The organism is Enterococcus sp. C46, from assembly GCF_040887565.1.
Lineage (GTDB): Bacteria > Bacillota > Bacilli > Lactobacillales > Enterococcaceae > Enterococcus_B > Enterococcus_B lactis.
In genome coordinates, this window is sequence record NZ_JBFOGA010000001.1 from 184,760 (window position 1) to 210,192 (window position 25,433).

25 protein-coding genes and 2 pseudogenes are annotated in these 25,433 nt (G+C 39.3%); 24 read left to right on the forward strand and 3 right to left on the reverse strand.

Annotated features, from left to right (window positions below; genetic code table 11):
* The first annotated feature begins 8 nt into the window (after positions 1 to 8).
* From aroA to pheA, 3 genes are read left to right on the forward strand one after another with little or no spacing between them, the layout of a single operon-like run.
* Entirely contained in the window at positions 9 to 1,304 is a 1,296-nt protein-coding gene (gene aroA / locus AB3I27_RS00875) for a 3-phosphoshikimate 1-carboxyvinyltransferase (protein ID WP_002309041.1), read from the forward strand.
* Entirely contained in the window at positions 1,297 to 1,806 is a 510-nt protein-coding gene (locus tag AB3I27_RS00880; RefSeq protein ID WP_002292022.1) for a shikimate kinase, read from the forward strand. Before aroA ends, AB3I27_RS00880 begins: the two co-directional genes overlap by 8 nt.
* Complete coding sequence (pheA, locus tag AB3I27_RS00885; protein WP_222897079.1) at positions 1,803 to 2,627, forward strand: prephenate dehydratase; 825 nt, start codon at positions 1,803 to 1,805, stop codon at positions 2,625 to 2,627. Before AB3I27_RS00880 ends, pheA begins: the two co-directional genes overlap by 4 nt.
* An 80-nt stretch (positions 2,628 to 2,707) precedes the next feature.
* Here pheA and AB3I27_RS00890 read toward each other — a convergent pair whose 3' ends face one another.
* From AB3I27_RS00890 to AB3I27_RS00900, 3 genes and pseudogenes are all read right to left on the reverse strand, one after another.
* Positions 2,708 to 4,438, reverse strand: coding sequence for a sensor histidine kinase (locus tag AB3I27_RS00890; protein WP_065763788.1), 1,731 nt, complete (start codon positions 4,436 to 4,438; stop codon positions 2,708 to 2,710).
* Positions 4,435 to 5,364 (reverse strand): AraC family transcriptional regulator, encoded by a 930-nt coding sequence (locus AB3I27_RS00895; RefSeq protein WP_025476918.1) that lies wholly within the window; start codon positions 5,362 to 5,364, stop codon positions 4,435 to 4,437. Before AB3I27_RS00895 ends, AB3I27_RS00890 begins: the two co-directional genes overlap by 4 nt.
* A 318-nt stretch (positions 5,365 to 5,682) precedes the next feature.
* Positions 5,683 to 5,943 (reverse strand): annotated as a pseudogene (locus AB3I27_RS00900) (response regulator); the annotation flags it as partial.
* Between the two features lie 272 nt (positions 5,944 to 6,215).
* Between AB3I27_RS00900 and AB3I27_RS00905 the strand changes: the two are divergent.
* The 21 genes and pseudogenes from AB3I27_RS00905 to AB3I27_RS01005 all read left to right on the forward strand — a co-directional run bounded on the left by AB3I27_RS00905 (position 6,216) and on the right by AB3I27_RS01005 (position 25,385).
* A complete protein-coding gene (locus AB3I27_RS00905; protein WP_002306538.1) occupies positions 6,216 to 7,502 on the forward strand; it encodes an ABC transporter substrate-binding protein in 1,287 nt (428 codons plus the stop codon).
* A 136-nt stretch (positions 7,503 to 7,638) separates the two neighbouring features.
* On the forward strand, positions 7,639 to 8,508 hold the full coding sequence (locus tag AB3I27_RS00910; RefSeq protein WP_104771513.1) for a carbohydrate ABC transporter permease: 870 nt from the start codon (positions 7,639 to 7,641) through the stop codon (positions 8,506 to 8,508).
* Positions 8,509 to 8,828: 320 nt separating this feature from the next.
* A pseudogene (locus tag AB3I27_RS00915) lies at positions 8,829 to 9,391 on the forward strand (carbohydrate ABC transporter permease).
* A 167-nt stretch (positions 9,392 to 9,558) separates the two neighbouring features.
* A complete protein-coding gene (locus AB3I27_RS00920; protein WP_002292009.1) occupies positions 9,559 to 10,242 on the forward strand; it encodes a DUF1538 domain-containing protein in 684 nt (227 codons plus the stop codon).
* Positions 10,239 to 11,012 (forward strand): DUF1538 domain-containing protein, encoded by a 774-nt coding sequence (locus tag AB3I27_RS00925; protein WP_002306549.1) that lies wholly within the window; start codon positions 10,239 to 10,241, stop codon positions 11,010 to 11,012. The genes AB3I27_RS00920 and AB3I27_RS00925 overlap by 4 nt, the downstream gene beginning before the upstream one ends.
* Positions 11,009 to 11,407 (forward strand): P-II family nitrogen regulator, encoded by a 399-nt coding sequence (locus AB3I27_RS00930; RefSeq protein ID WP_002292005.1) that lies wholly within the window; start codon positions 11,009 to 11,011, stop codon positions 11,405 to 11,407. Before AB3I27_RS00925 ends, AB3I27_RS00930 begins: the two co-directional genes overlap by 4 nt.
* 183 nt (positions 11,408 to 11,590) lie before the next feature.
* Entirely contained in the window at positions 11,591 to 12,262 is a 672-nt protein-coding gene (locus tag AB3I27_RS00935) for a hypothetical protein (protein WP_002292003.1), read from the forward strand.
* Between the two features lie 61 nt (positions 12,263 to 12,323).
* Positions 12,324 to 12,761, forward strand: coding sequence for a hypothetical protein (locus AB3I27_RS00940; RefSeq protein WP_002292001.1), 438 nt, complete (start codon positions 12,324 to 12,326; stop codon positions 12,759 to 12,761).
* An 11-nt stretch (positions 12,762 to 12,772) separates the two neighbouring features.
* A complete protein-coding gene (locus AB3I27_RS00945; protein ID WP_002309053.1) occupies positions 12,773 to 13,441 on the forward strand; it encodes a 2,3-diphosphoglycerate-dependent phosphoglycerate mutase in 669 nt (222 codons plus the stop codon).
* Between the two features lie 60 nt (positions 13,442 to 13,501).
* Positions 13,502 to 14,125, forward strand: coding sequence for an HAD-IA family hydrolase (locus AB3I27_RS00950; RefSeq protein WP_222897081.1), 624 nt, complete (start codon positions 13,502 to 13,504; stop codon positions 14,123 to 14,125).
* 55 nt (positions 14,126 to 14,180) lie between these two features.
* Positions 14,181 to 14,567: a DUF1149 family protein gene (locus AB3I27_RS00955; protein WP_002291995.1), complete on the forward strand. Its 387-nt coding sequence runs from the start codon at positions 14,181 to 14,183 to the stop codon at positions 14,565 to 14,567.
* Positions 14,568 to 14,778: 211 nt separating this feature from the next.
* Positions 14,779 to 16,170, forward strand: coding sequence for an L-cystine transporter (locus AB3I27_RS00960; RefSeq protein WP_002291993.1), 1,392 nt, complete (start codon positions 14,779 to 14,781; stop codon positions 16,168 to 16,170).
* A gap of 270 nt (positions 16,171 to 16,440) precedes the next feature.
* Complete coding sequence (locus AB3I27_RS00965) at positions 16,441 to 16,809, forward strand: VOC family protein (protein WP_002291991.1); 369 nt, start codon at positions 16,441 to 16,443, stop codon at positions 16,807 to 16,809.
* A gap of 178 nt (positions 16,810 to 16,987) precedes the next feature.
* The gene (locus AB3I27_RS00970) at positions 16,988 to 17,929 is read left to right on the forward strand and encodes a rhodanese-related sulfurtransferase (RefSeq protein WP_368022882.1); all 942 of its coding nucleotides are present in this window, start codon (positions 16,988 to 16,990) and stop codon (positions 17,927 to 17,929) included.
* A 68-nt stretch (positions 17,930 to 17,997) separates the two neighbouring features.
* Positions 17,998 to 18,729, forward strand: a complete 732-nt coding sequence (locus AB3I27_RS00975) for a metallophosphoesterase family protein (RefSeq protein ID WP_002291986.1) — start codon at positions 17,998 to 18,000, stop codon at positions 18,727 to 18,729.
* A 143-nt stretch (positions 18,730 to 18,872) separates the two neighbouring features.
* Positions 18,873 to 21,053 (forward strand): Tex family protein, encoded by a 2,181-nt coding sequence (locus AB3I27_RS00980; protein ID WP_104771515.1) that lies wholly within the window; start codon positions 18,873 to 18,875, stop codon positions 21,051 to 21,053.
* Between the two features lie 19 nt (positions 21,054 to 21,072).
* Complete coding sequence (locus AB3I27_RS00985; protein ID WP_002306555.1) at positions 21,073 to 21,543, forward strand: SprT family protein; 471 nt, start codon at positions 21,073 to 21,075, stop codon at positions 21,541 to 21,543.
* Between the two features lie 27 nt (positions 21,544 to 21,570).
* Entirely contained in the window at positions 21,571 to 22,332 is a 762-nt protein-coding gene (locus AB3I27_RS00990) for a YdcF family protein (RefSeq protein ID WP_104771516.1), read from the forward strand.
* A gap of 130 nt (positions 22,333 to 22,462) precedes the next feature.
* Positions 22,463 to 23,797 carry a UDP-N-acetylmuramate--L-alanine ligase gene (gene murC, locus AB3I27_RS00995; RefSeq protein WP_002313703.1) on the forward strand — a complete coding sequence of 445 codons (1,335 nt, stop codon included), beginning with the start codon at positions 22,463 to 22,465 and terminating at the stop codon, positions 23,795 to 23,797.
* Between the two features lie 426 nt (positions 23,798 to 24,223).
* A complete protein-coding gene (locus tag AB3I27_RS01000) occupies positions 24,224 to 24,709 on the forward strand; it encodes a MaoC/PaaZ C-terminal domain-containing protein (RefSeq protein WP_002291977.1) in 486 nt (161 codons plus the stop codon).
* Entirely contained in the window at positions 24,702 to 25,385 is a 684-nt protein-coding gene (locus AB3I27_RS01005; RefSeq protein WP_002306560.1) for a Bax inhibitor-1/YccA family protein, read from the forward strand. The genes AB3I27_RS01000 and AB3I27_RS01005 overlap by 8 nt, the downstream gene beginning before the upstream one ends.
* The last annotated feature ends 48 nt before the right edge of the window (positions 25,386 to 25,433 follow it).

Genomic DNA, 25,433 nt, shown 5'->3' on the forward strand with positions numbered 1-25,433 from the left:
CTGGATAAATGCGATTATTACAACAAATACATGGATTAAGAGGGACTGTTAGGATACCAGCAGATAAATCGATTTCTCATCGCAGCATCATGTTTGGAGCAATTGCTGAGGGAACGACGACTATACAAAATTTTTTGCGCGCAGAAGATTGTCTGAGTACTTTACATGCCTTCCAACAATTAGGCGTCGAAATCGAAGAAGAGGAAGAGGTGATCAAGATTCATGGTCGCGGTAGCCACTCCTTTGTCCCACCAACTGAACCCATCGACATGGGAAACTCCGGTACGACGAGTCGTTTATTGATGGGTATTTTGGCTGGTCAGCCTTTTACAACGACTCTGTTCGGTGACGCTTCATTGTCTAAACGTCCAATGGGGCGAGTAATGGAGCCTTTACGCGAGATGGGTGCTGACTTGCAAGGAAATGAAAATGACCAGTGTTTACCAATCACTGTGACAGGAACCCACTCTTTATCACCTATCCGATACAATATGCCTGTAGCTAGTGCACAGGTCAAATCTGCTTTGCTGTTTGCGGCACTACAAGCAGAAGGTACATCCGTAATCGTTGAGAAAGAACGTTCCCGTAACCATACGGAAGAAATGATTCGTCAATTTGGTGGAAGGATCACAGTGGAAGATAAAACAATCATGGTGACAGGACCGCAAAAATTAACCGGTCAGCAGATCACTGTTCCAGGTGATATTTCATCAGCTGCTTTCTTTCTAGCAGCAGGACTTCTTGTTCCGGAAAGCCAGCTGTTGTTAAAAAATGTCGGGGTCAATCCAACAAGGACAGGTATCTTAGATGTGTTGGAGGAGATGGGCGCAGCGATTACCCAGACGAATCACAATAAACAGAACCAATCGGCTGATTTAAGTGTCAAGACGAGTCATTTGAAGAAAGCGACGATTGATGGAGAAATCATTCCGCGTCTGATTGATGAACTGCCAATTCTAGCTTTAGTGGCTACTCAAGCAGAAGGAATCACGATCATTAAAGACGCAGAAGAATTAAAAGTAAAAGAAACCAACAGAATTGATGCGGTGGCAGAAGAATTGCAAAAAATGGGAGCAAAGATAAAAGCAACAGCAGATGGTTTGATCATCCATGGACCAACACCTCTGCATGGCGCAAAAGTTTCTAGCAGAGGCGATCATCGAATCGGGATGATGCTGCAAGTAGCTGCTTTGATAGCTGATGGACCTTGCGAACTAGAAGGAGCCGAAGCCGTTTCAATCTCTTATCCGGCATTTTTCGATGATTTAGCAGAACTTGTGTCAGGAGGAGAAGCTCATGGCTAGCATTTTGCTGATTGGTTTCATGGGCGCTGGAAAAACAACGATCGGTAAAGGGTTAGCTCAACGTTTACAAAAAGAGTATGTAGATTTAGATACAAAGATTGAGGAACATATCCAATTGTCGATTGCCGAATATTTTCACTATTACGGTGAAAACAGCTTTCGAAAAGTGGAGTCAAAGGTTTTAAGAAAGCTGTCAAATGAAGATAAAATTATCGCGACTGGTGGAGGAATCGTCCAATGTGCTGCCAATCGGCAATTTTTACAAACACAGCCAATTGTTCTTTACTTAGAGGCAGAAGCAGATTGTCTAATCGATCGTATCCAACAAGATAAAACGTCTATTCGACCGTTAGCTCTTGGAAAAACAAGAGAAGAAATAAAAGCCTTATTGGCACAACGACTTTCCTGGTATGAAGAGAGCGCGACACTTCGAATCAACACGACCAATGAAACACCAGAAAAGATCATCGATACCATTATAGAGAGGATCAAAAGCATATGAATGTCAGCTATCTAGGGCCAGAAAGTTCGTTCACTTATCAGGCGGCTTGCCAGCTATTTCCTACAGAACAATTGACTGCGTATGCTTCGATTCCTGCTTGTTTGCGCGCTTTGTTTCGCAAACAGGTCGATCTGGCTGTCGTTCCTGTAGAGAATTCATTGGAAGGATCTGTTCATCACACAATCGATCTTCTTTCCAAACATCCAGAAGTCGAAGTTAAAAGTGAAATCGTTCTTCCTATCAAGCAGCAGCTTTTAGGCAATGCAGCAACAAAGATTACAAAAATCCTTTCTCATCCCCAAGCACTAGCACAATCACAACAGTTTTTAGAAACGCATTATCCTAATGTTCCTTTAGTAGCAACAGAATCAACAACTGCTGCAGCAATGTATGTAGCAGAACATCCGAAAGAAGACGCAGCAGCGATTGCTTCATTAGAAACAGCACAGCACGTTGGATTGGAGATCTTAGCTGAGAATATCCAAGATAATGAGTTGGACCAGACACGTTTTTGGATCGTCGGTGACCGAAAGATGACCAGCCAGCAGCCAGCTCCAGTAAAGATGAGTGTCATCTTGACACTGCCTGCTAATCGGCCAGGGATGCTTCATAAAATGCTGGCAGCTTTTGGCTGGCGGGAGATCAACTTAAGTAAGATTGAATCTCGACCATTGAAAACTAGCTTGGGAGAATATTTTTTCGTAATCGATTTGTTATTGGACCGCCCAATGGCATTAGTAGAGAATGCGCTCCAAGAAATCAAGATGCTCGGAGGAAAAAGTCAAATATTGGGCTGTTATCCAGTATTGACAGTAGAATAGACGCGTAGATGAAAGTCAAGAATACTGATTGATTTATTTAACTTAAAATAAATCAATCAGCGCTTGGCTATTCTTTATTTTTAATATTCTGATTGATTTTTAGAAAGAAGCGGGAGACAAATCGTTACAGTCGTTCCTGTCCCAATCACTGATTGGATCGTTATGCCATATGCATCTCCATACATTAGGCGTATCCGCTCATCTACATGACTGATGCCGATTCCTGAGAAATGATCATTTTTTTGTTTGGTATTTTCAGTATCGAAGCCATCGCCGTTATCAATCACTTCGAATAAAAGAAGCTGATTTTTTGTTTTGCCGTACACCGTGATGAATCCTTGCGTTTTATTGTGAAAAGCATGAAGATAGGCGTTTTCGATAATTGGTTGAAGGATCATATTCGGCATAGATAATGTCTGCAGTTCATCAGGAATCATTATTTTAGCCGAGATTCTTTCGCCATATCGCATACTCAAAAGATCAATGTAACTTTGTACGCTTTTGATTTCTTCCTTGACTGGAATCACTTCTTCTTTTTTTCCAATCGTACTTCTTAGTAAAGTAATGAAACTGTCGATTCCCTGAACTGCTTCATCTGTTTTTTTCTGCCAAATCAAAAATTTCAAGCTAGTCAGCGTATTATAAATGAAATGGGGCTGTATCTGTGCTTGCATAGTTTGGATTTCAAGCGAACGTTTCTTCTTTTCGTCTTGGATGGTCTGTTCATAATGATGCTGCGCATTACTTAGCAATTGATTGATCGTATTCCCTAGCAATTGGACTTCATGGCTTCCTTGTACAGGAACAGTAGCTTTTAAGCCATCTTCCTCTAGCCAGTTTAGCGAATCAATCAAGCGGTAGATCGATTTTGTGTGTCGATCCAAATACATAAATGCCAATGAGCCAGCAAAAGCAAGTGTCACGATATTATACAAAATAATGGGGAAAATCACGCCCATTTGGTTAGACAAAGAATGAAGATCGACTTGACTGAGTAATGTACAATCCTGGCGGTACAGGGGAAGACGGGTCAACTGCTGTCCATTTGAAATCGTTGTTTCACCTACTGTTAGTTTTTTGAAAATCATTGATCGGCTCCCAATTCTATTTTCTTCATTTGATGCGATGATCGTCTGTTCTTCGTTCATGAAGGAGATCTTCGATATCTCAGGATTTACTACAGATTGAAAAAGATTCGCTAGTTGCTGAGATGAGATCGATAAAACAGCATATCCGTAAATGTGATTCAATGTGTTTTTCAGTTTTTTGACAAAGAAGACGCTGGGTGCTTTCTTATCGCGAAGAGTCAATCCGTATTGTGCAAAAAGCATTTGTGTATCAGCAGCACGTTCATTCACTCTCTGGGCAATCGCAGATTGAAAAAAAGAATCGGCAGATACGGCAGTGAGCATGTCGTTTCCGACAAAAGTTCTTCCGTTTTCTCCAAAGATCAACACATCGTAATCGATCATTGGATGGATTTTTGAAAGAGAGTCATTCATTTTTTGGATCGTTCTTAGCTGCTGAAGCTGTTCCATATGTTGGACTGGACCATTGGAAAAATAGCTTTCGACAGCTGGGTTGGAATCAAAAGCGGCTAATGTATTCTCGATTGCATCATTCAAGCCTTCAAATTCAGATTGGATCTTTTTTAGTACCACATCATTCGATTGATTGAACAGCTGGATATAGGCATCCCTTGATCGATGATAAATAAACAAAGAGATGACGATGGCCTGCAGAAAAAGACCGATGAACAAAATGAACAGAAGTTTGGTAAAGAGTTCATGCTCTTTGATTTTTTTTCTCATTTTACAAAAGTTCCTTTACGGTATTGAGAAGGTGTCATTCCTGTCTCTTCTTTAAAAACTCTGGAGAAATAACCCAGTTCGGTATAGCCGACTTTCTCACAGATTTCCGTCAAAGTAAGCCGTGTTTCCGTTAAAAAGAGCTTGGCTTTACTAATACGGACTTTTTTTAGATATTTTGAAAAGTTGATGCCAAATTTTTCAGTAAAGATAGCTGAAAGATAGCTATATGAAAAATGATATTTTTCGGATAGAAGTTGTAAATTGATTTCTTTCTCATAATTTTCCTGGACGAACTCGTAGATCAAAGTCAAGATATCGAAATTGTCTTTTATTGCATTTGCAGAAAAGTGGGTGAGTTTCTCAAGTGTTTCTTTGACAAGAATAGAAAAATCTTCCAAGTACTCAGCATCGGCTAATAAAGAAGGAAGGGCGATCTTGAGCAAAGAAAGTTCTTCATTCCCAACATATTCGTCAGCCAAAGCGTTGAGTAATGCATAGAAACGATTGATTGCCTCATGTTTCAAATAAGCTGGATCAATAGGCTGTTCCAATATTGTCGTGAAGAAACCCTCAAGTTCTTTGACAGCTAAAGCGTAGTCTTTATGAACGATTTTTGTTAAATAGCTACTTGCTTGCTGCTCGTGGTTGGTTGATAACGGAAGAAGTTCATGCTGATAAGCAAGGTTCTTTCCCTTATGATAGAAACGTTGTCCTTTGGTACAATTTCTGATTTCTTGGAATATTTCATTGATATCTTGGATTGCAAAAGAGTCAGAAACAACAAAAAAATCACCTGGAAAAATTTCTTGACGAAACTTTTGAACAAACTTCCTAAGTGTATCTTTGGAATCAGTATTGATCACATAGCCGGATTCTTCCGAAAAGGTAGAAAAGGGATAAATAGTAAATGAATCGTCGCTATCCATCAACGAATGGATGATCGACTGTTTTTGTTTAGAGCCTTGTTTTGAACTGAATGGCCGATTTTCGGTATATACCAGAAAAAACAAGGTGTGTTCAAAAAGAAGAGGGTCAAGCAATGGACGAGTTTGTCCAGCAATCTGCTGTGAAAGATTCTCGCAGATCTGCTCATAACGATCGGTGATTGGGCTTTTGTTGGGCTTTTTTTTGATTTTTTGTGAAACGGCAATTAAGGAATTTAGAAAAAAATCAGGACTCAATCGAGGCTTTAAAAGATAATCAGCGACGCCATATTTGAAAGAATCTTTAACCATATCAAATTCATCATAGCTAGAGAGGATAAGAATCTGTGTTTCAGGTTGTTGCTGTTTTAATAGCCGCGATAATTCGATCCCATTTAGTTCAGGCATCATTACATCTGTGACCACGATATCGATTGCATGTGCCAAAGAAAAGTCAAGCGCTTTCAACGGGCTGGAAAAAGTTCCTATTAATTGAAACCCGTGCTCAGACCAATTGATCAACTGTTTCATTCCGTCTAAAATCGTCTGTTCATCATCGATAAGAATTACGCGTATTGGCATTTTTTTACCCGCCTTAAGAATAGTCTTGTAATTTAAAAATACTTATTTCTAGGAGAAAATGCAAGGATATTTTTATTTTAAAGAAACCTCCACCCTTTCGATCTTTGGTCTAGATGCTAAGATTATTCCTTTTGTCATAGTTGATTTGTATTTTTTTATTATTTTAGGAGAAATTTTTGAAGTATCTGAATAATAAAGAAACCGTTTTCGAATTTTGGTATGATGAATGTAGCAAACGTAAACAACTAAGGATGGAAAAGGAGCGGATAAAAATGAACATCAGAAAGTTAATTGCTGGAGTCGTTTGTTTAGCGGCAGCATCAGGTTTCTTAACAGGATGCGGAAGTGCTAGTAGCACAGCAGACAACGAAGAAAAAGTCACTGTTTGGGCGTGGGATGAGACATTCAATATCAAAGCAGTGAATGAAGCAAAAAAAATTTATGAGAACGAAGAAACAGAGATAGAAGTTGTTACGATGTCTCAGGATGATATCGTTCAGAAACTGAACACCGCTTTAGCAAGCGGGAATACAGAAGGATTGCCCAATATCGTCTTGATTGAAGATTATAGGATACAAGGCTATTTGACTTCTTATCCAGATGCATTCGCTGATTTGTCTGCTATTGTAAAGGAAGATCATTTTGCACCGTATAAATTTGCGGTAAACAAAGTAGGAGAAAAAATATACGGTGTTCCTTTCGATTCGGGCGTAACAGCAAACTTCTATCGTACGGATCTGATGGCTGAAGCAGGATATACAGAAGAGGACATGGAGAATCTGAGGTGGGACGAGTATATTCAAGTGGCGCGAGATGTCAAAGAAAAGACGGGAAAGAAAATCGCTGAAGTCAATCCTTCTGATCTTGGTCGAGTAAGAATGATGATGCAACAAGCGGGAGAATGGTATACGTCCAAAGACGGGGAGACGGTCACGATCCAAGACAATGCATCTTTAAAGTATGGTCTTGAATTATTTGCCACTCTTTTGAAAGAAGACCTAGTCGAACAAACCTCTGACTGGAATGCTGGAGTAACTGCGATACAATCAGGAGCAGTAGCTTCTAGCCCAACTGGCGCTTGGTATTCTTCAACGATCCAAGGAGCAGAAGACCAATCTGGAAAATGGAAGATTGCGCCAATACCTGCACTGCCAGAAAGTTTACAAAAAGCGCAAGCTTCTAACCTTGGCGGCGCTGGCTGGTATGTGCTCAAAGGAGTAGCTGGAGAAGAATCAGCGAAAGATTTCCTCGAAGCAACGTTTGCATCGAATGAAGAACTGATGGGCACTCTTGCGAAAGAAATCGGACTGGTGTCTACGATGCTTAGTGCAAATGAACAAGAAGCTTATCAAGAAGCTTCAGAATTTTACAGTGGCCAAAAGGTCTTTGATGATTTTTCCAAATGGACATCAGAAATTCCAGAAGTGAATTACGGACATGAGACCTATGCAATTGAAGCAGTCGTAGCCGAAGCTCTTCATCGAATCATCAATGGAGAAGAGACAGACAAGGTACTAGCAGATACACAAAAACAAGTAGAAGCACAGTTGGCTAATTGATTGGTGATAAAAAAGCAAATTTCTTTACTTTTTCATCAGACAACCGAAAAGACAAAAAAGATGGCGGCTGCCTTACAGACGTTGTCTTTCTTGTCTTTTCAATTAAATAATCGATGATAGAATTGGAGGGAAAAGAATGAAGCAGAAAGATTTATTCAAAAACGGGCATGCTTTTTTAATCTTGCCAGTCATTTTGATATCGATCATGGTTTTTATTCCGATGGTTTTGGCTTTGATCACGTCTTTTCAAAGTGGTCCCCCTGTCAATATGAGATTTAACGGATTAGGTAATTATCAGCGGATGCTGACAGATGCTACTTTTAAAAAAGCTTTTTTCAATACGTTCCTATATTTACTAGTTCAAGTACCAATCATGCTGTTTCTAGCGCTTTTTATTTCCAACCTCTTAAATGATAAAAAGCTGAAATATAAAGGGTTGTTTCGAACAGTTATTTTTCTTCCGTGTATCACTTCGATGGTCAGTTATTCTCTGATCATGAAAAGTCTATTTTCTCAATCTGGCCTTGTAAACAACTTGTTGTTGGGCATTGGTATGATTGATACACCGATTGGCTGGCTGACTCATCCAATTTGGGCGAAAGTTCTGATCATTCTTTCGATCACTTGGCGTTGGACTGGATACAATATGATTTTTTTCCTTTCAGGCATGCAAAATATTGATTCGGAGATTTATGAAGCAGCATCTATTGACGGTGCTTCTAAATGGCAGCAGTTTATCAAAGTGACGATCCCGAATTTAAAACCGATCATTTTGTTTACTTCCATTACTTCGACGATCGGGACATTGCAGCTTTTTGATGAAGTACAAAATATTACTGGCGGGGGTCCAGCAAATGCAACGACCACCTTGTCTCAATACATCTATAATTTGAGTTATAAATTCACGCCTAATTTTGGATATGCGGCAGCAGTTTCCTTTGTTATTGTTGCCTTTATTGTGATATTGTCGATAATCCAAACGAAAGTAGGAGGAGAGAGTAGATGAAAAGCATGGTAGAAAAAGAACCGATCGAACATCCCAACGTCAAAAAACAAGCCTTAGGACTTCGTTCGGCAATTGGGTCAGCATTAAAGTATACAGCATTAAGCATCCTATCATTTATTTCCATTTTCCCTTTTGTCTGGATGATTCTGGGAATGACGAATACACCCGTGGATATCACATCGGGAAAAATAAAGATTGGCAGTAACTTGATCATCAATTTTCAAAATTTGTTTTCCAATGAACTGAATTTTACTCGTTCCCTTTGGAATTCAGCAATGATCGCTTTAGTGACCACTGTGTTTGCATTGCTGATTTCCTCAATGGCAGGATATGGGTTTGAGATTTATCAAAGCAAGCGAAAAGACTTGATTTTCAATATTCTACTGCTATCGATGATGGTTCCTTTTGCGGCGTTGATGATTCCTTTGTATCGAATGTTTTCACAATTGAACGGAACGATTTTGGGAATCAATAGTTTCTTAGTTGTAATCTTACCATCTGTCAGCACTGCTTTTTTGATCTTCTTCTTCCGACAAAATGTTAAATCCTTTCCAAAAGATCTAGTAGAAGCCGCTCGATTAGACGGTCTAAAAGAACTAAGTATTTTTTTAGAGTATATATGCCGACGGCTAAAAATACCTATGCAGCGGCAGCAATCATCACATTCATGAGCAGTTGGAACAGTTATTTATGGCCCTTAGTGGCTTTGCAATCTCCTGATAAACGGACGGTTCCGCTTGTTTTATCTGCTATGGGTGCTTCCTATACGCCAGATTATGGAATGATCATGGCTGGATTAGTCATTGCTACTTTACCAACTGCCATCGTATTTTTTGTTTTGCAAAAGCAATTCGTTCAAGGAATGATCGGCTCTGTAAAATAAAAAACAACAGCAAGTGCGTCCCTACAAAGTCATCTTTTCCAAGTAAAAAGATACTTTTGGGACGTGTGTTATTTTATGTTGAGAAAAATTAAAAGATAACGTTTTAAGTTTATACTCGAAAACTCTTTCATTTTAAGGTAAACTTAAAGAGTAAAGGAGGAGGATACATGCTAAAAAATTTTAAAGAAGTGATTGCTGCCATATTGCCGATGACCGTCCTGATTGTCATTTTAACGTTTGTTTTTGCGCCGTTAGAAGGAGAAGACCTCGCTTCATTCTTGGTAGGTGCGGCTATCATGATGATCGGAATGACGCTCTTTTTGTTTGGGGCAGACTATTCCATGATGGAAGTCGGAGATCTAGTAGGGAAATATATGATCAAAAAGAAAAGTTTGGCTGTTTTGGTCAGTTTGGGGTTTGCTATCGGGATCGTGATCACGATTGCCGAACCTTCCGTGCAAGTTTTGGGACAACAAGTATATGATATATCTGACGGAGAGATTGGCAGAGTGTTGCTGATTGGGATCGTCAGCGTCGGCACTGGAGTATTTCTAGCCTTTGCGCTGCTTCGGGTCGTATTCAAGCTATCCTATTATCAATTGATGGCTATAGGCTACATAGGCGTTTTGATCGCCTCGTTCTTCACCAGTTCCGAATTCATGCCGATTGCTTTTGATTCGGGGGGAGTGACTACTGGTCCAGTAACTGTTCCATTTATCTTGGCCCTTGCCGGAGGGATGACTAGTATGATCAAACAAAAGAAAAATGAAAATGACAGCTTTGGGATGGTTGGTATTGCTTCATTAGGACCAATTCTTGCCGTAATGATTTTGGGGGTGATCTTCCAATGAATTTCTGGCAGCAAGTGATAGATGGTATCGAGATCGTTACTATGGAAGTTATTTTAGCAGTGGCACCTATCGTGATTCTATTTGTTTTGATGAATATCATTAGTTTTCGTATGCGCAAGAAGCGTTTCTTTGACATTATGAAAGGCTTCTTGATAACGACTATTGGGTTGATCCTTTTCCTGCACGGAGTCAATATGGCTTACGTTCCGGTAGGACAGCATTTAGGTAGTACGATCGCTGGATTGCCCTATAATTATATATTGGTTCCACTTGGCTTTTTGATGGGGTTCCTAGTAGGGTTTGCTGAGCCGGCGATTCATGTAATGGTTAAACAGGTTGAAGAATTGAGTGAAGGGAGGATCCGGTCGAAAGTCATGCTGATGGTGATTTCGATTGGGATTGGCGCAGCAGTAGGATTGTCTATGTGGCGTTTGCTCGTCGGATTCTCTCTTTATTATTTCTTGATCCCAGGATATGGGCTAGCATTTATTTTAGGACGAAAAGTGGACAAGATCTTTTTAGCAATGGCTTTTGACAACGGTGGAGTAGCAACGGGTCCGATGTGTTCGACATTTATTTTATCAATGAGCGTGGCGATCGCTGCACAAATTGAGGGAAGAGATCCGATCATTGATGGGTTTGGTGTGGTTGCAATGATTGCATTGACACCAATATTATCCACTTTAGTACTAGGATATATTTATAAACGAAAAGATGAAAAAGACAGAATCGAAAAAGAAAGATTGCAAAAATTGGGGGGAAGCAAATGAAAGATCTTGTAGCATTGAATCTTCACATGATTGTGACGATCGTGGACGGAGGAACAGGTGAAGATGTCATCGACTTTTCAAAAGAAGCAGGTGCAGCTGGCGGTACAATCTTGCATGGTCGTGGTTCTGGTGTACATGATTCAGGGAAATTTTTAGGTTTGGACATCTCGCCAGAAAAAGATGTTGTTTTGACATTAGTACCAGATAGTTTGACGAATCAAGTGATGGATGCGATTGGTCAAGGCATCAACATCGATGTTCCAGGTAACGGGATTTGTTTTAGTATTGATGTAGATAAAGTAATTGGTATCACTAAGATTCATCAGTATCGGGAAATTATCGGGATGCAGGAACTTTTGGATGAAACTAACGATAGAGAAAATCCTGAATCATAGACAAGCATTTGAAGAAAAAATAAACCTAAATAAGAAGGCGGATGAACGTTATTTCCGCTTTTTTGTTTAGGTTTTTTCGTGAATACTTATGAAATAGTAAATTTTTATGAAATTCTTCTCTAAGCATCAGACATTCTTTTCAAAATATGCTATTTTAAAAATGATGAAAAAAGGGGGAGAAAAATGAATTTTTTAGTTGTTTTAAAAGATACTCTGATTGAGCGGTCTACATTTCTATATGTTCAATTGCAGGAAAATAAAACATTGCTGCATTTTTCACCAGAGTTCCATCTAGAGGGACTAACATTAGGAGAAATTTATCAAGCAGAAGGACTATCGGCTGTTTTGCACTTTTTTGAGGCAGAATTGGAATTACCGGTAAAAGATTATATCGAGCTTTCTCTCGAATCTTGGGATCGAGCAGTCGTTGAGCTATTCCCAGAAGGTTTGATGATCGATACGAATGATGGGAAGATTCATTTGACTGCAGCAGAACTACAGAAACAAATGCGTTATCAAATAGATGATGAAAATTCTTTTTCTATTTTTAGACGTCAGCAAAAGATTCTAAAAAGCTTTTTAAAAGTAATCAGTAAAAAACGGAATTTGATCAAAACGACTCAACTGTTGAAAAAATATCCAAATCTGCTTCATACGTCCATTCAATTCCCTCAATTGATTACGATGATCCATCGATTTATACGTATGCAACAGCTACCATCTAAGAAGCTGTTTTTGCCATTGACGGACACATTCCGTGTAGTCAACAGAGAAGATAAAAAGAAAGTGATTGTGATCGACTTTACCAGAAATCGGAATGTCCTTCATCAAGTCGCAATGGAAAAGGCCAATTAAGGCTTTTTCTTTTTTGTTTTTTTTGTCATAATGAATGATAGATGATGGAGGAGATAATAGGATGCAAACATGGTTAGAAAGACTGATACGGTTTCAGCAGAACTATCAAAAACTTATGCAGGGAAGATATGCAAAATTTGATCAATTGAATCGGGTTCTATTGATTATCGCACTTTTTTTTAGTTTACTAAGTCGGTGGTTGCCATTTAGAATCGGGCAATTGTTGTTCATCGTCTTTTTCGGATGGATGCTATTTCGTTTTCTATCAAAAAAAATCTATCCTAGACTAAATGAAAATCAACGTTATTTGGAATATTTTGATAAAGTCAAAGAAAAATATCATCAGATGAGAAACAAAAAGCAAGCTAAAACGGAACGAAAAAGCTATACTTTTTTTGAGTGCCCGAATTGTCATCAAAAGCAGCGTGCGCCTAGAGGAAAAGGACGAATACGCGTGACATGCAAAACATGTGGCATAAAATTCGAAACGAATGTTTAAGGGAGAAAAAAATGAAATTAGTATTATTGCGTCATGGCGAAAGCGAAGCAAATTTTGAAAATTACTGGACAGGGTGGCTAGATGTCGCCTTAACAGAAAAAGGAAAAGAACAAGCAGCAGTAGCCGGTCAAAAAATGTATGAAGCCGGTCTTCAATTCGATGCGGTTTACACCTCTGTTTTAAAACGCGCGATTCTTACCGGTCAAGTCGCACTAGAAGAAATGGGGCAGTTGTGGCTTCCTATAGTAAAAACATGGCGTCTGAATGAACGGCACTATGGGGATCTTGTTGGTAAAAACAAGGATCAGATGAAAGAAATATACGGAAAAGATCAAGTAAAGAAATGGCGCAGAGGATATACAGAAGTTCCGCCGCTAACCGCAGAAAACCGATTTGACCGCAGATATGATCATTTGGATCCACATTTGATTCCGTACGGAGAAAGTCTAGAAATGACAGTGAATCGGATCATTCCTTTGTGGCAAGATCAACTAGCACCAAAACTGAAAGATCGGAAAGATTTACTAGTTGTGGGTCATGGGAATAGCATCCGAGCACTGACAAAATATTTAGAAAATGTTCCTGAGGATCAAATGGATACAATTGATATCCCGAACGCACAACCAATCCAATATACATTAACAGACGATTTGACGATTCTAGAGAAAACAATACTTTAATCAACGTATTTATCTATAATGAAAGATAGAAAAAAGAAGCAAAGGAATGGAACAAAAAACGTGAGAAATTATATATGGGACTTTGATGGGACATTGTTTGATACGTATCCCGCAATGGTAGATGGTGCTCAGCAAGCTCTAAAAGATTTTGGTATCAATATGGACAAAAAAGAGATCTACTTCAAAATGAAAAAATATTCCACCAGTTATTTGATCAATGAATCAAATTTGGACGCCAATGAGTTTAATGAATGGTTTCATCGGTATGAGAAAAAAAGCAAGGAAGCTTCCCGTCCATTTCCAGAAACGAAACAAGTACTTGAAAGGCTAAAAATCAATGGAGGACGTCACTTCATCTTGACCCACCGTTTGACAGAATCGACATGGGAACTGCTGAAAGAGTATCAATTAGCCCATCTGATTGAGGAAGTAGTAGGGATTGATCAGGATTTTCCTCGTAAACCGGATCCAGCATCTTTAAAGTATTTGATTGAGACTTTTCATTTAGAAAGAACAGACACGATGATGATCGGCGATCACCGTTTAGATATTGAAGCAGGGAAAAACGCAGGAGTCGTTACTTGTCTTTACGATATCGATCATTTTCTGGGAGAGATTCCTGCAGATTATGTGGTAGGAAATTTGAATGAAATCCTATCCTTGCAGAGTAACGTAAAAAAATAGTATCCCCTTACAAAGGAGATATGTTATAATTTTTATAAAGGAGTGATAAAATTATATGGAAATCAGAAGACAAAAAGAAGTAGTAGAAGCATTTCATTATGATATGAGATTACCGAACCAAGAAGTAGAAACAGATTTGAAAGTGGGCTTCTCGCCTTTGAAAGAAACGATCGAAAACTATCCGAAAGAACATAGCATCGTAGGAGCACGCTTAGAGTTCCGTTTAGTGTTTGATACATATGTTTTATCTGGAAGTGTGAGTCAGATCAATCATATCCTCAATCGGAAAATTGAAGGTCAAAATGATGTCACACAAGAAGAAGTGGACGAACTAGTAGCACCTTTATTCGATATCGTACGCCGGATGTCTTATGAGGTGACAGAGATCGCCTTGGATCAGCCTGGGGTAAAATTGAATTTTCAATCAGAAAAACAAGAATAGACAGTAAAAACATGCCTGCGATAGTTTTAATCTATCACAGGCATGTTTTTTTATTACTAATTGTAAGCAAAAAGAATGTCATTTCGATAAAAATCGTCTAAAATATAAAAGTCACTGAAAAAAATTTTTCAGGAGGATGGTTGAAGAATCATTCTCGGGAACCTTTACTTCCTTCGATGGACTTGTCATTAATAATATGAGGAGGAGAAAAATGACAACACTCATCACAGTTTTAGTGGTTCTAGTTTTTGCGGCATTATTATATGTGTTCTATCGTATGCAAAAGCGCCATACAAAATTTTCAACACGCGTCTTTACAGCATTAGGAGTTGGTATCGTCTTTGGCGGTCTGCTTCAATTGATCTTTGGGGTAGAAGACAAAGTCGTTACTCAATCAATAGAATGGATCGGGATCGTAGGACAAGGGTATGTATCATTCTTGCAAATGTTAGTTATGCCTCTAGTGTTCATTTCGATCATTGGTGCATTCACAAAAATGAAAGTTTCTGAAAAGCTGGGGAAAATCAGTGCAACTGTACTGACTTCTTTACTTGGTACAACAGCTATTGCAGCATTGATCGGAATCGGTTCAACGATGCTGTTCGGTCTTCAAGGAGCTAAATTCACACAAGGAGCAGCAGAAACAGCACGGATCTCTGAATTGGCGACACGTCAGGAAACGGTTGAAAACTTATCGATTCCGCAGCAGATTTTATCCTTTATCCCTAAAAACGTATTTGCTGATTTAGCAGGTAGCCGTGCAACTAGTACGATTGGAGTCGTTATTTTTGCAGCCTTTGTCGGTATCGCTTATCTAGGGGTGAAAAGAAAAGCGCCAAAAGAAGCAGCATTCTTTTCAGATCTAGTCGACAGTCTGTATAAAATCATTATGCGGATCGTAACGCTTGTTCTGCGTTTGACACCATATGGGGTATTTGCTTTGATGACAAACGTTTTGGCAACAAGTGATTTTGCAGCTATCGTCAATTTAGGTAAATTTGTCGTTGCATCTTACGTAGCATTGCTGGCTGTTTTAATTGTCCACTCACTGATTTTGATTGGTGCCAAAGTCAATCCAATCAACTATTTCAAAAAAGCTTTTCCAGTATTGAGCTTTGCGTTTACTTCACGTTCAAGTGCCGGAGCCTTGCCATTGAACATCGAGACTCAGACAAAAGCTTTAGGAGTAGACGATGCAACAGCTAACTTCTCAGCAAGTTTTGGTTTATCTATTGGACAAAACGGCTGTGCTGGTGTTTATCCAGCTATGTTGGCAACGATCGTCGCACCAGCGGCTGGAGTGAATGTCTTTAGTTTGGAATTTATTTTGATGCTTGTGGCGATTGTAACAATCAGCTCTTTTGGTGTAGCCGGAGTCGGCGGTGGTGCAACATTTGCTTCACTGATCGTTTTAGGGGCAATGAACTTGCCAGTAGCAATCGTTGGGTTAGTTATCTCTGTTGAACCATTAATCGATATGGCACGCACAGCAGTAAACGTCAGCGGTAGCATGGTAGCTGGTATCGTGACAAGTGCACGCATCAAAGATTTAGATCGCGATGTCATCAATGATGATTCAAAAGTGATCGATGTGAATGCATAGTTAAAAACATACTAAGATTAGAGGGGAACATCATTGATAAATGAGGTTCTCCTCTCTTAGTATGTTTTTTTATTCATTCCATATAAGTACAAAATATTTATTCCGAAAAGTGAAAGTCGGAATAACAAAAACAACCAACTTAATTTATTATTAAAGAGAAGCGTATTTAAGTAGGATGAATCTGTTGAGAGCTTTCGTAGATTTTCCCATTTTCCTATGGTAAACTGACAAAGTTGGGGATGTTAGAACAGATCGTTTAGGAGGAAACAGATGTTTACAAATGAAATAAAAATCATGCTGTATGTGGACGATGTAGAAAAAAATGCAGCGTTTTGGAGAGCAATTGGCTTTGCGGAAAAAGATCGTCAAGAAATGGATGGGACGCTTGTAATTGAAGTAGGGATTGAGGACAGTCAAACCTCATTCGTGTTATATGATCGAGCGTTTGTTGAGTCCCATTCACCTGGTACAGCTACTAGTGCCCCATCTTTGATGTTTTACAGCAAAGATATCTTTGGATTATATAAAAAAATGCAGACGCAATCAGTCACATTAGGTGATATGGTACAGCTTGGAGAAGAATATGTCTTCAACTTTGCTGATCCTGATGGCAATTACTTTGCGGTTACAGGTAAATAATAGAAACAAAGACTTTGTTTTTCTGTGCAAAACAGGAAAGCGAAGTTTTTTTAATTCAAATAATAATATTATGTAAACAAAAAAATCACATGCGTAATTATACACAAGCAAATAAATCGTCAAATGCGAACGCCTTCTTTATACTGTTTAGGAACGAAAAGAAGGAAGGAAGAAATACATGGATTATCAAGTACTGCTTTATTACAATTATACAAAAATAGAAGAACCAGAGGAATTTGCCAAAAATCATTTAGCCTTTTGCAAATCTTTGGATCTTAAAGGTCGTATTCTAGTAGCTGAAGAAGGAATAAATGGTACTGTGTCTGGAACCGTTGAAAACACGACTGCCTATATGGAAGCAATGAAAGCTGATCCTCGATTTGCTGATACGATGTTCAAGATTGATCCAAGCGAAGGACATGCCTTTAAGAAGATGTTTGTAAGATACCGTCCAGAGCTTGTAAGTTTAAAGCTAGAAGAGGACATTGATCCAAACCAAGTGACAGGTGCTTATCTTTCACCGCAAGAATTTAAAGAAGCTATTTTAGACGAACAGACAATGGTGATTGATGCACGGAATGATTATGAATATGACTTGGGGCATTTTCGAGGGGCCGTACGCCCAGATATACGCAGTTTTCGAGAGCTTCCAGACTGGATTCGCGAGCACAAAGAAGAATTTATGGAAAAACGGGTAGTGACCTACTGTACTGGTGGTATTCGTTGCGAGAAGTTTTCTGGTTGGCTTGTCCGTGAAGGATTCAAAGATGTCGGACAGCTGCATGGCGGTATTGCTACTTATGGTAAGGATCCTGAAGTCCAAGGAGAATTATGGGACGGCAAGATGTATGTGTTTGATGAACGAATCGCTGTCGATATCAACCAAGTAGATAAACAAATCGTCGGTCGCGACTGGTTTGACGGAACACCATGTGAACGATATATCAATTGTAGCAATCCTGAGTGCAATCGCCAGATTCTTGCTTCCATTGAAAATGAAGAAAAACATTTAGGAGCATGTAGCGTAGAGTGTGCGAAACATCCACGCAACCGCTATGTTCAAGACCATGGAATCTCTCCAGAAGAAGCAGAACTGCGGTTTGCAGCTTTAAATAAATAGAAAACAATAGTTTTGATTGTCGACCATTTCCAATATGCGCTATACTATCGTTGAGGATGGTGATCCACATGAAATCATTGATTTATGCTATTGGCGATGTCCATGGTAAATATGATCTTTTTGAAAAACTTATTCACTATTATGATCCGACGATCCATCAGCTTGTTTTATTAGGAGATCTCAATGATCGAGGACCTCGTACAAAGGAATGTTTTCTATTAGGAAAACAATTAGTCGAAGAAACAGGAGCCATTTATCTCCGGGGCAACCACGAAGAATATTTTTTGCAATTTCTGCAAGCACCGGAGGACTGGTATGCGCCTTATATCAGAAATGGTGGAAAAGAAACATTTGAAAGCCTACTTCACCCAGGTGCGTCGGAGGAATACTCCCCGACTGAAATCTCAATGATGATCCGATCGAGATACCCAGAACTGATTGAATTTTTAGTCCAGCGCCCCTTGTATTATGAATGGGAAAATTATCTGTTTGTCCATGCTGGAGTGGATTTGACAAAGAAAGACTGGCGTAAGACAAGTCCAAGCGATTTTATTTGGATACGGGAACCATTTCATGAAGGGAAAAACAATACAGGTAAGACAATTGTATTTGGACATACGATTACACCAATGCTCCATGGAGATATGCAGACAACAGATCTCTGGATTCAGGATCATAAAATCGGAATGGACGGTGGGGCTGTATTCGGAGGGTCATTGCATGGGGTTGTTTTTGACAAGGAAGGCATCCTTCAAGACATTGAATATCAGAACAACGAAGGATCTTGGCAAGGAATCTGACAAATGGAAAGAATGAAGGAGCTGCGACTTTGTTGCGGCTCTTTTTATTTGTATAGAGAATATTGTTTCTTTCAGCAGTTTAACCCATGATAAAAAGTATGATAGAATAAAGAAGCAATTTTTAGCAGAAAAGAGGCATTTTAATGACGGAAAATTTGAACCAGACAATCATTCAGCTTGTACAAAAAGAGCTTTCAGACTATCGTCCCAAGCAGTTGACGACTGTACTTAATTTGTTAAATGAAGGAAACACCGTTCCTTTTATCGCGCGTTATCGAAAAGAAATGACGGGAAGTCTTGATGAAGTCCAGATTCGTGAAATCGAAGAGCGGTATGCATATCTTGAAAACTTAGAAAAACGAAAAAACGAAGTGATTCGGCTGATCGATGAACAAGGGAAACTGACCCCTGAGTTAGAAACAGAAATCACGCAATCCGTAAAAATGCAACAAGTGGAAGATTTATATCGGCCATACAAACAGAAACGACGGACAAAAGCAACGATTGCTAAAGAAAAAGGACTTGAGCCACTCGCGCTGTGGCTGATGCAGCTTACAGATGGAGAGGTGCAATCGGAAGCAGAAAAATATATCGATAAAGAAAAAGAAGTCTCTTCTGCTGAAGAAGCGTTGCAAGGTGCGCATGAGATCATTGCTGAACAAGTCAGCGATAATGCAAAATTTCGGACTTGGATTCGGTCTTATACGTATAACAAAGGCATGTATGTCAGCCAAGTCAAGGATGAGAAAATAGATGAAAAAGGCGTATATGAAATGTATTATGACTTTGCAGAACCTGTCCATAAAATGGTTTCTCATCGGATATTGGCCACTAATCGAGGAGAAAAAGAAGAGGTTCTCAAAGTATTCCTTCAAGTAGACGAAGCAGCAGTTTTAGCTTACTTGGATCGCCAATTAGTGAAAAATCCTGCCTCACCTTCTTCTTCCTTTGTAAGAGAAGCCTATCAAGATAGTTATAAACGCTTTATACAGCCGGCAATCGAGCGAGAACTGCGTAATGAATTGACTGAAAAGGCGGATGAGCAAGCCATCGCTATTTTTGGAGAAAATCTTCGCAATCTTTTGTTGCAACCGCCGCTAAAAGGTAAAGTCGTACTGGGATTTGATCCGGCCTATCGTACTGGATGTAAACTAGCAGTCGTAGATGCGACAGGAAAAGTTTTGGCAATCGAAGTCATTTATCCGCATAAACCTGCAGCACAAGCGAAAAGGGAAGCTGCTGGTCCAGCTTTTATCCAATTGATCAATCAATATCGAGTAGATATGGTAGCTATCGGGAATGGAACAGCCAGTCGGGAATCAGAACTTTTTGTGGCTGAACAATTGAAATCAGCCGACCATAAAGCCTATTATGCCATTGTCAATGAAGCTGGCGCTTCTGTTTACTCTGCTAGCGAAATTGCACGAAAAGAATTCCCGCATCTACAAGTAGAAGAAAGAAGTGCTGTTTCTATTGCCCGTCGTCTGCAAGATCCTTTAGCTGAATTAGTCAAGATCGATCCTAAAGCTGTCGGTGTAGGACAGTACCAACATGATGTTTCTCAAAAACGTTTGGCTGAACAATTGGATTTTGTCGTGGAAACAGCGGTCAACCAAGTAGGCGTGGATGTGAACACGGCTAGTCCACAGCTCTTGCAGCATATATCAGGATTGAATAAAACGACTGCCCAAAACATTGTCAGTTATCGTGAAGAAAATGGAGAATTTACTGCACGAACTCAGCTGAAAAAAGTGCCACGTTTAGGACCAAAAGCATATGAACAAGCAATCGGCTTCTTGCGAGTTCCTGGCGGGAAAAACATTTTGGACAACACCGGTATCCATCCCGAAAGTTATTCTATTGCGAAAGACATATTAATGACCGTCCATCTTTCAGAAAAAGAGCTTGGGACAGAAGAAGCAGTAGAAAAATTGACACGGTTATCCGCGGAGAAACTGGCTGAAAGCTTATCAGTCGGAGAAGAAACGTTAGCCGATATTTTAGCTGGGCTGACAAAACCTGGACGAGATATGCGTGATGAGATGCCAGCGCCCCTATTGCGTACAGATGTGTTGAGTATGGAAGATTTGAAACCAGGTATGGAATTGACTGGAACGGTCCGTAACGTCATCGACTTCGGCGCATTTGTCGATATCGGTGTGAAACAAGACGGACTTGTCCATATCTCAAAACTTAGCAAAAAATTTGTCAAGCATCCAACAGACGTCGTGTCAGTCGGAGATATCGTGACGGTTTGGATAGAGCAAGTTGATACGAAAAAAGGCAGAATCAGTTTGACGATGCTTTCCCCTTATGAAGAGTAACAATGAGGAGTAACAAAAATTGACACAAGAAGAACTGCAGCAGTTAGTAGAAGAGATATCATTAAAAAGCTTCCAGCGTCCTTTCAAGCACCAAGCAATGTTCAATCCACGCTTGCGTACAACTGGCGGGCGCTATCATTTAAACGATCATCATTTAGATTTTAATGTAAAGCTGTTTGAAGAGTCAGACAAAGAAACAATTGCAGGAATCATCAAACATGAACTTTGCCATTATCATCTGCATCTAACTGGAAGAGGATATCGTCATAAAGATATGGATTTCAAGTATCTTTTGAAAAAAACAGGAGGATTGCGCTATGCGCCAGCCTTGACGAAGAAACAGATAAAGATCGAATATTATCAATGCCAAGATTGTTCTGCCACGATCTGCCGCAAAAGAAGAATCGATGTACACAAATATCGTTGTGGAAGATGTCATGGGGAAATCAAATGGATTGAGACAAAGAGAGAAAGCCTCAATGAAGTATAAAAAATCAAATGAAAGGATGAAGAGTTTTTGGAAAAAAAAGAGCAGAGAAATCTAAAAGACTGGAATCAGTTATTAGCCTTTTTAGCCGCACCTGATGAGAAAGATTTTGAGAAATTGTCGGCACCTACACTTATTTTAGCTGGAAACGGTCTTCCTATCTTAGCTGATAAAGCAGCACAAATGTATGTAAATGGTCAAGTAGAACGTTTGTTTTTGGTCGGCGGGGTGGGTCATGCGACTAGGATCCTTTATGAGAATTTTGAAAAGCAAGGATTTCATTTTGAAGAAGGCATGAGTGAAAGTGAAATCTGTCGTCAGTATCTAAAAGAAGTCTATGATTTGCCCGATAAGGCTTTCCTGATAGAATCGAAGTCTACAAATTCTGGAGAGAACGCCACTTTTTCACTGGAGATTCTTCATTCCTTAGATGCTGTACCAGAAAAAGTCCTATTGATGAATGATCCGACACTGCAACGCAGGACTCGAGCAACTTTTGAGAAAGTATGGCAAAATGAACAAACTGTTTTCGCAAATGCTGTGCCATTTGTGCCGGAAATCCTTCACTTTTCTGAGGAGATCGTCTTTACAGTAAAAGAACTGAACCATCAATGGCCGAAGGAATATTTCTATGCACTGGTGTTAGGAGAAATGGAGCGACTCCACGACGATGAGAATGGCTATGGTCCGAAAGGAAAAGATTTTATTCCTCATATTGATATATCAGAAGAAGTTTGGTCTTCTTATACAAGAATCAAACAGTCAATAAAAACGGATTTTTCCCGTACATGACCTTTTTAGCAGGCGAATCCTCCTTTCTAAATAAATTTGGTTGAAATTTTCAATCGTTTATAAGATAATGAGGAGCGTGTTGAATGTAATAGCTAAAAGAATGGACGCTAGATAAGAGAAGAGGATTCAAATGGAAAATCAAAATAAATTGTATCATTTTGTTGGTATCAAAGGTTCAGGAATGAGCTCCTTGGCTCTTGTTTTACATGAACAAGGTTTAAATGTCCAAGGATCAGACATTGAAAAATATTTCTTTACACAAAGAGATTTAGAAAAAGCAAATATCACGATTCTGCCATTTAACGCAGACAATGTAAAACCAGGTATGACGATTATTGCAGGAAATGCATTTCCTGATTCACATGAAGAAATCCAGCGAGCAAAAGAATTAGGTTTGGAAGTGATTCGCTATCACGACTTTATTGGTCATTTTATCCAAAACTATACGAGTATCGCTGTAACCGGTTCTCACGGAAAAACAAGTACGACTGGTCTGCTCTCTCATGTATTGAGTGGTGTTCGTCCAACAAGTTATCTAATTGGAGACGGAACAGGGCATGGTGATCCGCAAGCGGAATTCTTTTCATTTGAAGCCTGTGAATATCGCCGTCATTTCCTTGCCTATTCACCAGACTATGCGATCATGACAAACATCGATTTTGATCATCCGGATTATTATACAAGTATCGACGATGTATTTACAGCTTTCCAAACAATGGCTGGACAAGTGAAAAAAGCTATTTTTGCGTACGGTGACGACGCTTATTTACGCAAATTAGAAGCAGATGTGCCGATTTATTATTATGGTGTCACAGAAAATGATGATATCCAAGCACGAAACATCGAACGTACAACATCCGGTTCTGCTTTTGATGTCTATCATGGGGATGAATTTGTTGGACATTTCACTGTACCGGCATTCGGCAAACACAATATTTTAAATGCTTTAGGTGTTATTGCAGTCGCGTATTTCGAAAATCTGGATCTGAAAGAAGTTGCGGAAGAAATGCTGACTTTCCCAGGAGTAAAACGTCGATTCAGTGAAAAAATCGTAGCAGACATGACCGTAGTCGATGATTATGCGCATCACCCTGCAGAAATCAAAGCAACCATTGATGGCGCACGCCAAAAATATCCAGATAAAGAAATAATTGCAGTTTTCCAACCTCATACGTTTACGCGTACGATTGCATTGATGGATGAATTTGCAGAAGCACTTGATTTAGCTGATAAAGTTTACTTATGCGATATTTTTGGTTCGGCTCGGGAAGAACAAGGAAACGTTAAGATCGAAGACCTTGGAGCGAAAATCAAAAAAGGTGGAGAAGTCATCAAAGAAAATAATGTATCTCCATTATTAGATTATCATGATGCAGTAGTAATCTTCATGGGTGCTGGAGATGTTCAAAAATTTGAACAAGCGTATGAAAAACTTTTAAGCAGCACGACGAAAAATGTACTGTAATACAATTACTGCAGTGTCCTTATAAAAATAGAAAGAGGGAGAGTGGCAAAATTCTTGTCATGCTCCCTTTTTACAACTTTTGATAAACGGCGTTCAAAAGCTTGCATCTGCGGTAATAAGCCTAGCCAAATCAAAAACATGAGAAGCTGTTTTTTCTTGGCTGTTCTTATTACTTGATGCAGGACAGCTTTTTCACGACCTCAGATAAACGGCGTTCAAAAGCTTGCATCTGCGGTAATAAGCCTAGCCAAATCAAAAACATGAGAAGCTGTTTTTCTTGGCTGTTCTTATTACTTGATGCAGGACAGCTTTTTCACGACCTCTTTAAACTATAGGAATCTGTTAAATCAAAGGAGCAGAACTTGCCTTTTGCGCTGCTTTTGGTACAATAATGTATGATTAAAAATAAACTGGAGGGTTTCTATCTTGAACATAGGTAAGCCGAGAAAACTAGGAAAAACAATAAATGAAATCGAGGAAGGCGACTCGTTATCTTTAACAGAATCTATTGAAGATAACCAGCTTTTGCTGTATTTGGGATTGACGAATGATGCAAATCCTTTGTATATCCAACATGACTTTGCACAAAAAACAGAATATCATCAGCCAATCGTTCCATCAGTGATGCTGATGGGGATCATCACAAGTGCAATTTCAAAGCATCTTCCTGGACCAGGATCACATGTTGTCAATTTTTCTGTCAATTTTATTGAACCGGTTTTCCATTATGAAACACTGACTTTTCAGTTTGAGGTCATAAAAGTAGATAAGATGAAGGACGTGGTGACGATTTCTGTAGAAGCGGAAAACACGAACGAAGATCGTGTGTTGGATGCTGTTGTTATGGTCCAACCGCCACAAGTTCCTGAATTGGAAATAGCAATCGAAAGTGAAGGTGAATTAAATGAATAATCCAAGTACATCAATGTCAGGCATTAATCGTTTTTATGCAAAAGTTTATGGTTTTTTAGGTATGGGGCTTGCCCTTAGTGCAGTCACTTCTTACTTGGCTCTTTGGGTATTTCCTTTACAACTAGCAACTTTTATCAATAACTTTCCATTAGGCTTTATGGGTCTGTGGATCGTTGAACTGATTTTGGTAATGGTTCTAGGCGTAAAAGCACAAAAGAATCCGAGCTTAGCGATCGGTGGATTCATTGCCTACTCTCTTTTGAATGGCGTAACATTAGCAGTTACTCTTGCATTCTACGATATTGGAACAGTAACACAAGCTTTCTTGACAGCTACCTTGATGTTCATGGGGATGTCTGTTGTCGGAGTGACAACAAAACGAGATCTTAGCGGGGTCGGAAGAGCAGGACAGGCTGCTTTGATCGGAGTGATCATTGCACTAGTCTTGAACATCTTCATTTTGAGAAGTAGCGCAGTTGAGCTGTTCATCTCACTGCTTTTAGTCGTCATCTTTGCAGGGATCACAGCTTATGATAACCAAAGCATTCGTAATATCTATGTCCAGACAAATGGAACAGCACATAGTGGCATTGCTGTATTTATGGCATTGAAGCTGTATTTAGACTTTATCAACTTGTTCTTGGCGTTTTTAAGAATCTTTGGACGGAACAACTAAAAAGGAAAAAATTGATCAGTTGGGGCTATACCAAAATATTTGGTATGG

Coding starts and splice junctions, on each gene's coding strand:
- AB3I27_RS00945 (WP_002309053.1), top strand. CDS start 12,773: ATGAAATTAGTATTATTGCGTCATGGCGAAAGCGAAGCAAATTTTGAA.
- AB3I27_RS00920 (WP_002292009.1), top strand. CDS start 9,559: ATGCTAAAAAATTTTAAAGAAGTGATTGCTGCCATATTGCCGATGACC.
- AB3I27_RS00935 (WP_002292003.1), top strand. CDS start 11,591: ATGAATTTTTTAGTTGTTTTAAAAGATACTCTGATTGAGCGGTCTACA.
- AB3I27_RS00955 (WP_002291995.1), top strand. CDS start 14,181: ATGGAAATCAGAAGACAAAAAGAAGTAGTAGAAGCATTTCATTATGAT.
- murC (WP_002313703.1), top strand. CDS start 22,463: ATGGAAAATCAAAATAAATTGTATCATTTTGTTGGTATCAAAGGTTCA.
- AB3I27_RS00940 (WP_002292001.1), top strand. CDS start 12,324: ATGCAAACATGGTTAGAAAGACTGATACGGTTTCAGCAGAACTATCAA.
- AB3I27_RS00890 (WP_065763788.1), bottom strand. CDS start 4,438: ATGAGAAAAAAAATCAAAGAGCATGAACTCTTTACCAAACTTCTGTTC.
- AB3I27_RS00965 (WP_002291991.1), top strand. CDS start 16,441: ATGTTTACAAATGAAATAAAAATCATGCTGTATGTGGACGATGTAGAA.
- AB3I27_RS00970 (WP_368022882.1), top strand. CDS start 16,988: ATGGATTATCAAGTACTGCTTTATTACAATTATACAAAAATAGAAGAA.
- AB3I27_RS01005 (WP_002306560.1), top strand. CDS start 24,702: ATGAATAATCCAAGTACATCAATGTCAGGCATTAATCGTTTTTATGCA.
- AB3I27_RS00925 (WP_002306549.1), top strand. CDS start 10,239: ATGAATTTCTGGCAGCAAGTGATAGATGGTATCGAGATCGTTACTATG.
- AB3I27_RS00895 (WP_025476918.1), bottom strand. CDS start 5,364: ATGGATAGCGACGATTCATTTACTATTTATCCCTTTTCTACCTTTTCG.
- aroA (WP_002309041.1), top strand. CDS start 9: ATGCGATTATTACAACAAATACATGGATTAAGAGGGACTGTTAGGATA.
- pheA (WP_222897079.1), top strand. CDS start 1,803: ATGAATGTCAGCTATCTAGGGCCAGAAAGTTCGTTCACTTATCAGGCG.
- AB3I27_RS00960 (WP_002291993.1), top strand. CDS start 14,779: ATGACAACACTCATCACAGTTTTAGTGGTTCTAGTTTTTGCGGCATTA.
- AB3I27_RS00980 (WP_104771515.1), top strand. CDS start 18,873: ATGACGGAAAATTTGAACCAGACAATCATTCAGCTTGTACAAAAAGAG.
- AB3I27_RS00905 (WP_002306538.1), top strand. CDS start 6,216: ATGAACATCAGAAAGTTAATTGCTGGAGTCGTTTGTTTAGCGGCAGCA.
- AB3I27_RS00880 (WP_002292022.1), top strand. CDS start 1,297: ATGGCTAGCATTTTGCTGATTGGTTTCATGGGCGCTGGAAAAACAACG.
- AB3I27_RS00910 (WP_104771513.1), top strand. CDS start 7,639: ATGAAGCAGAAAGATTTATTCAAAAACGGGCATGCTTTTTTAATCTTG.
- AB3I27_RS00975 (WP_002291986.1), top strand. CDS start 17,998: ATGAAATCATTGATTTATGCTATTGGCGATGTCCATGGTAAATATGAT.
- AB3I27_RS00930 (WP_002292005.1), top strand. CDS start 11,009: ATGAAAGATCTTGTAGCATTGAATCTTCACATGATTGTGACGATCGTG.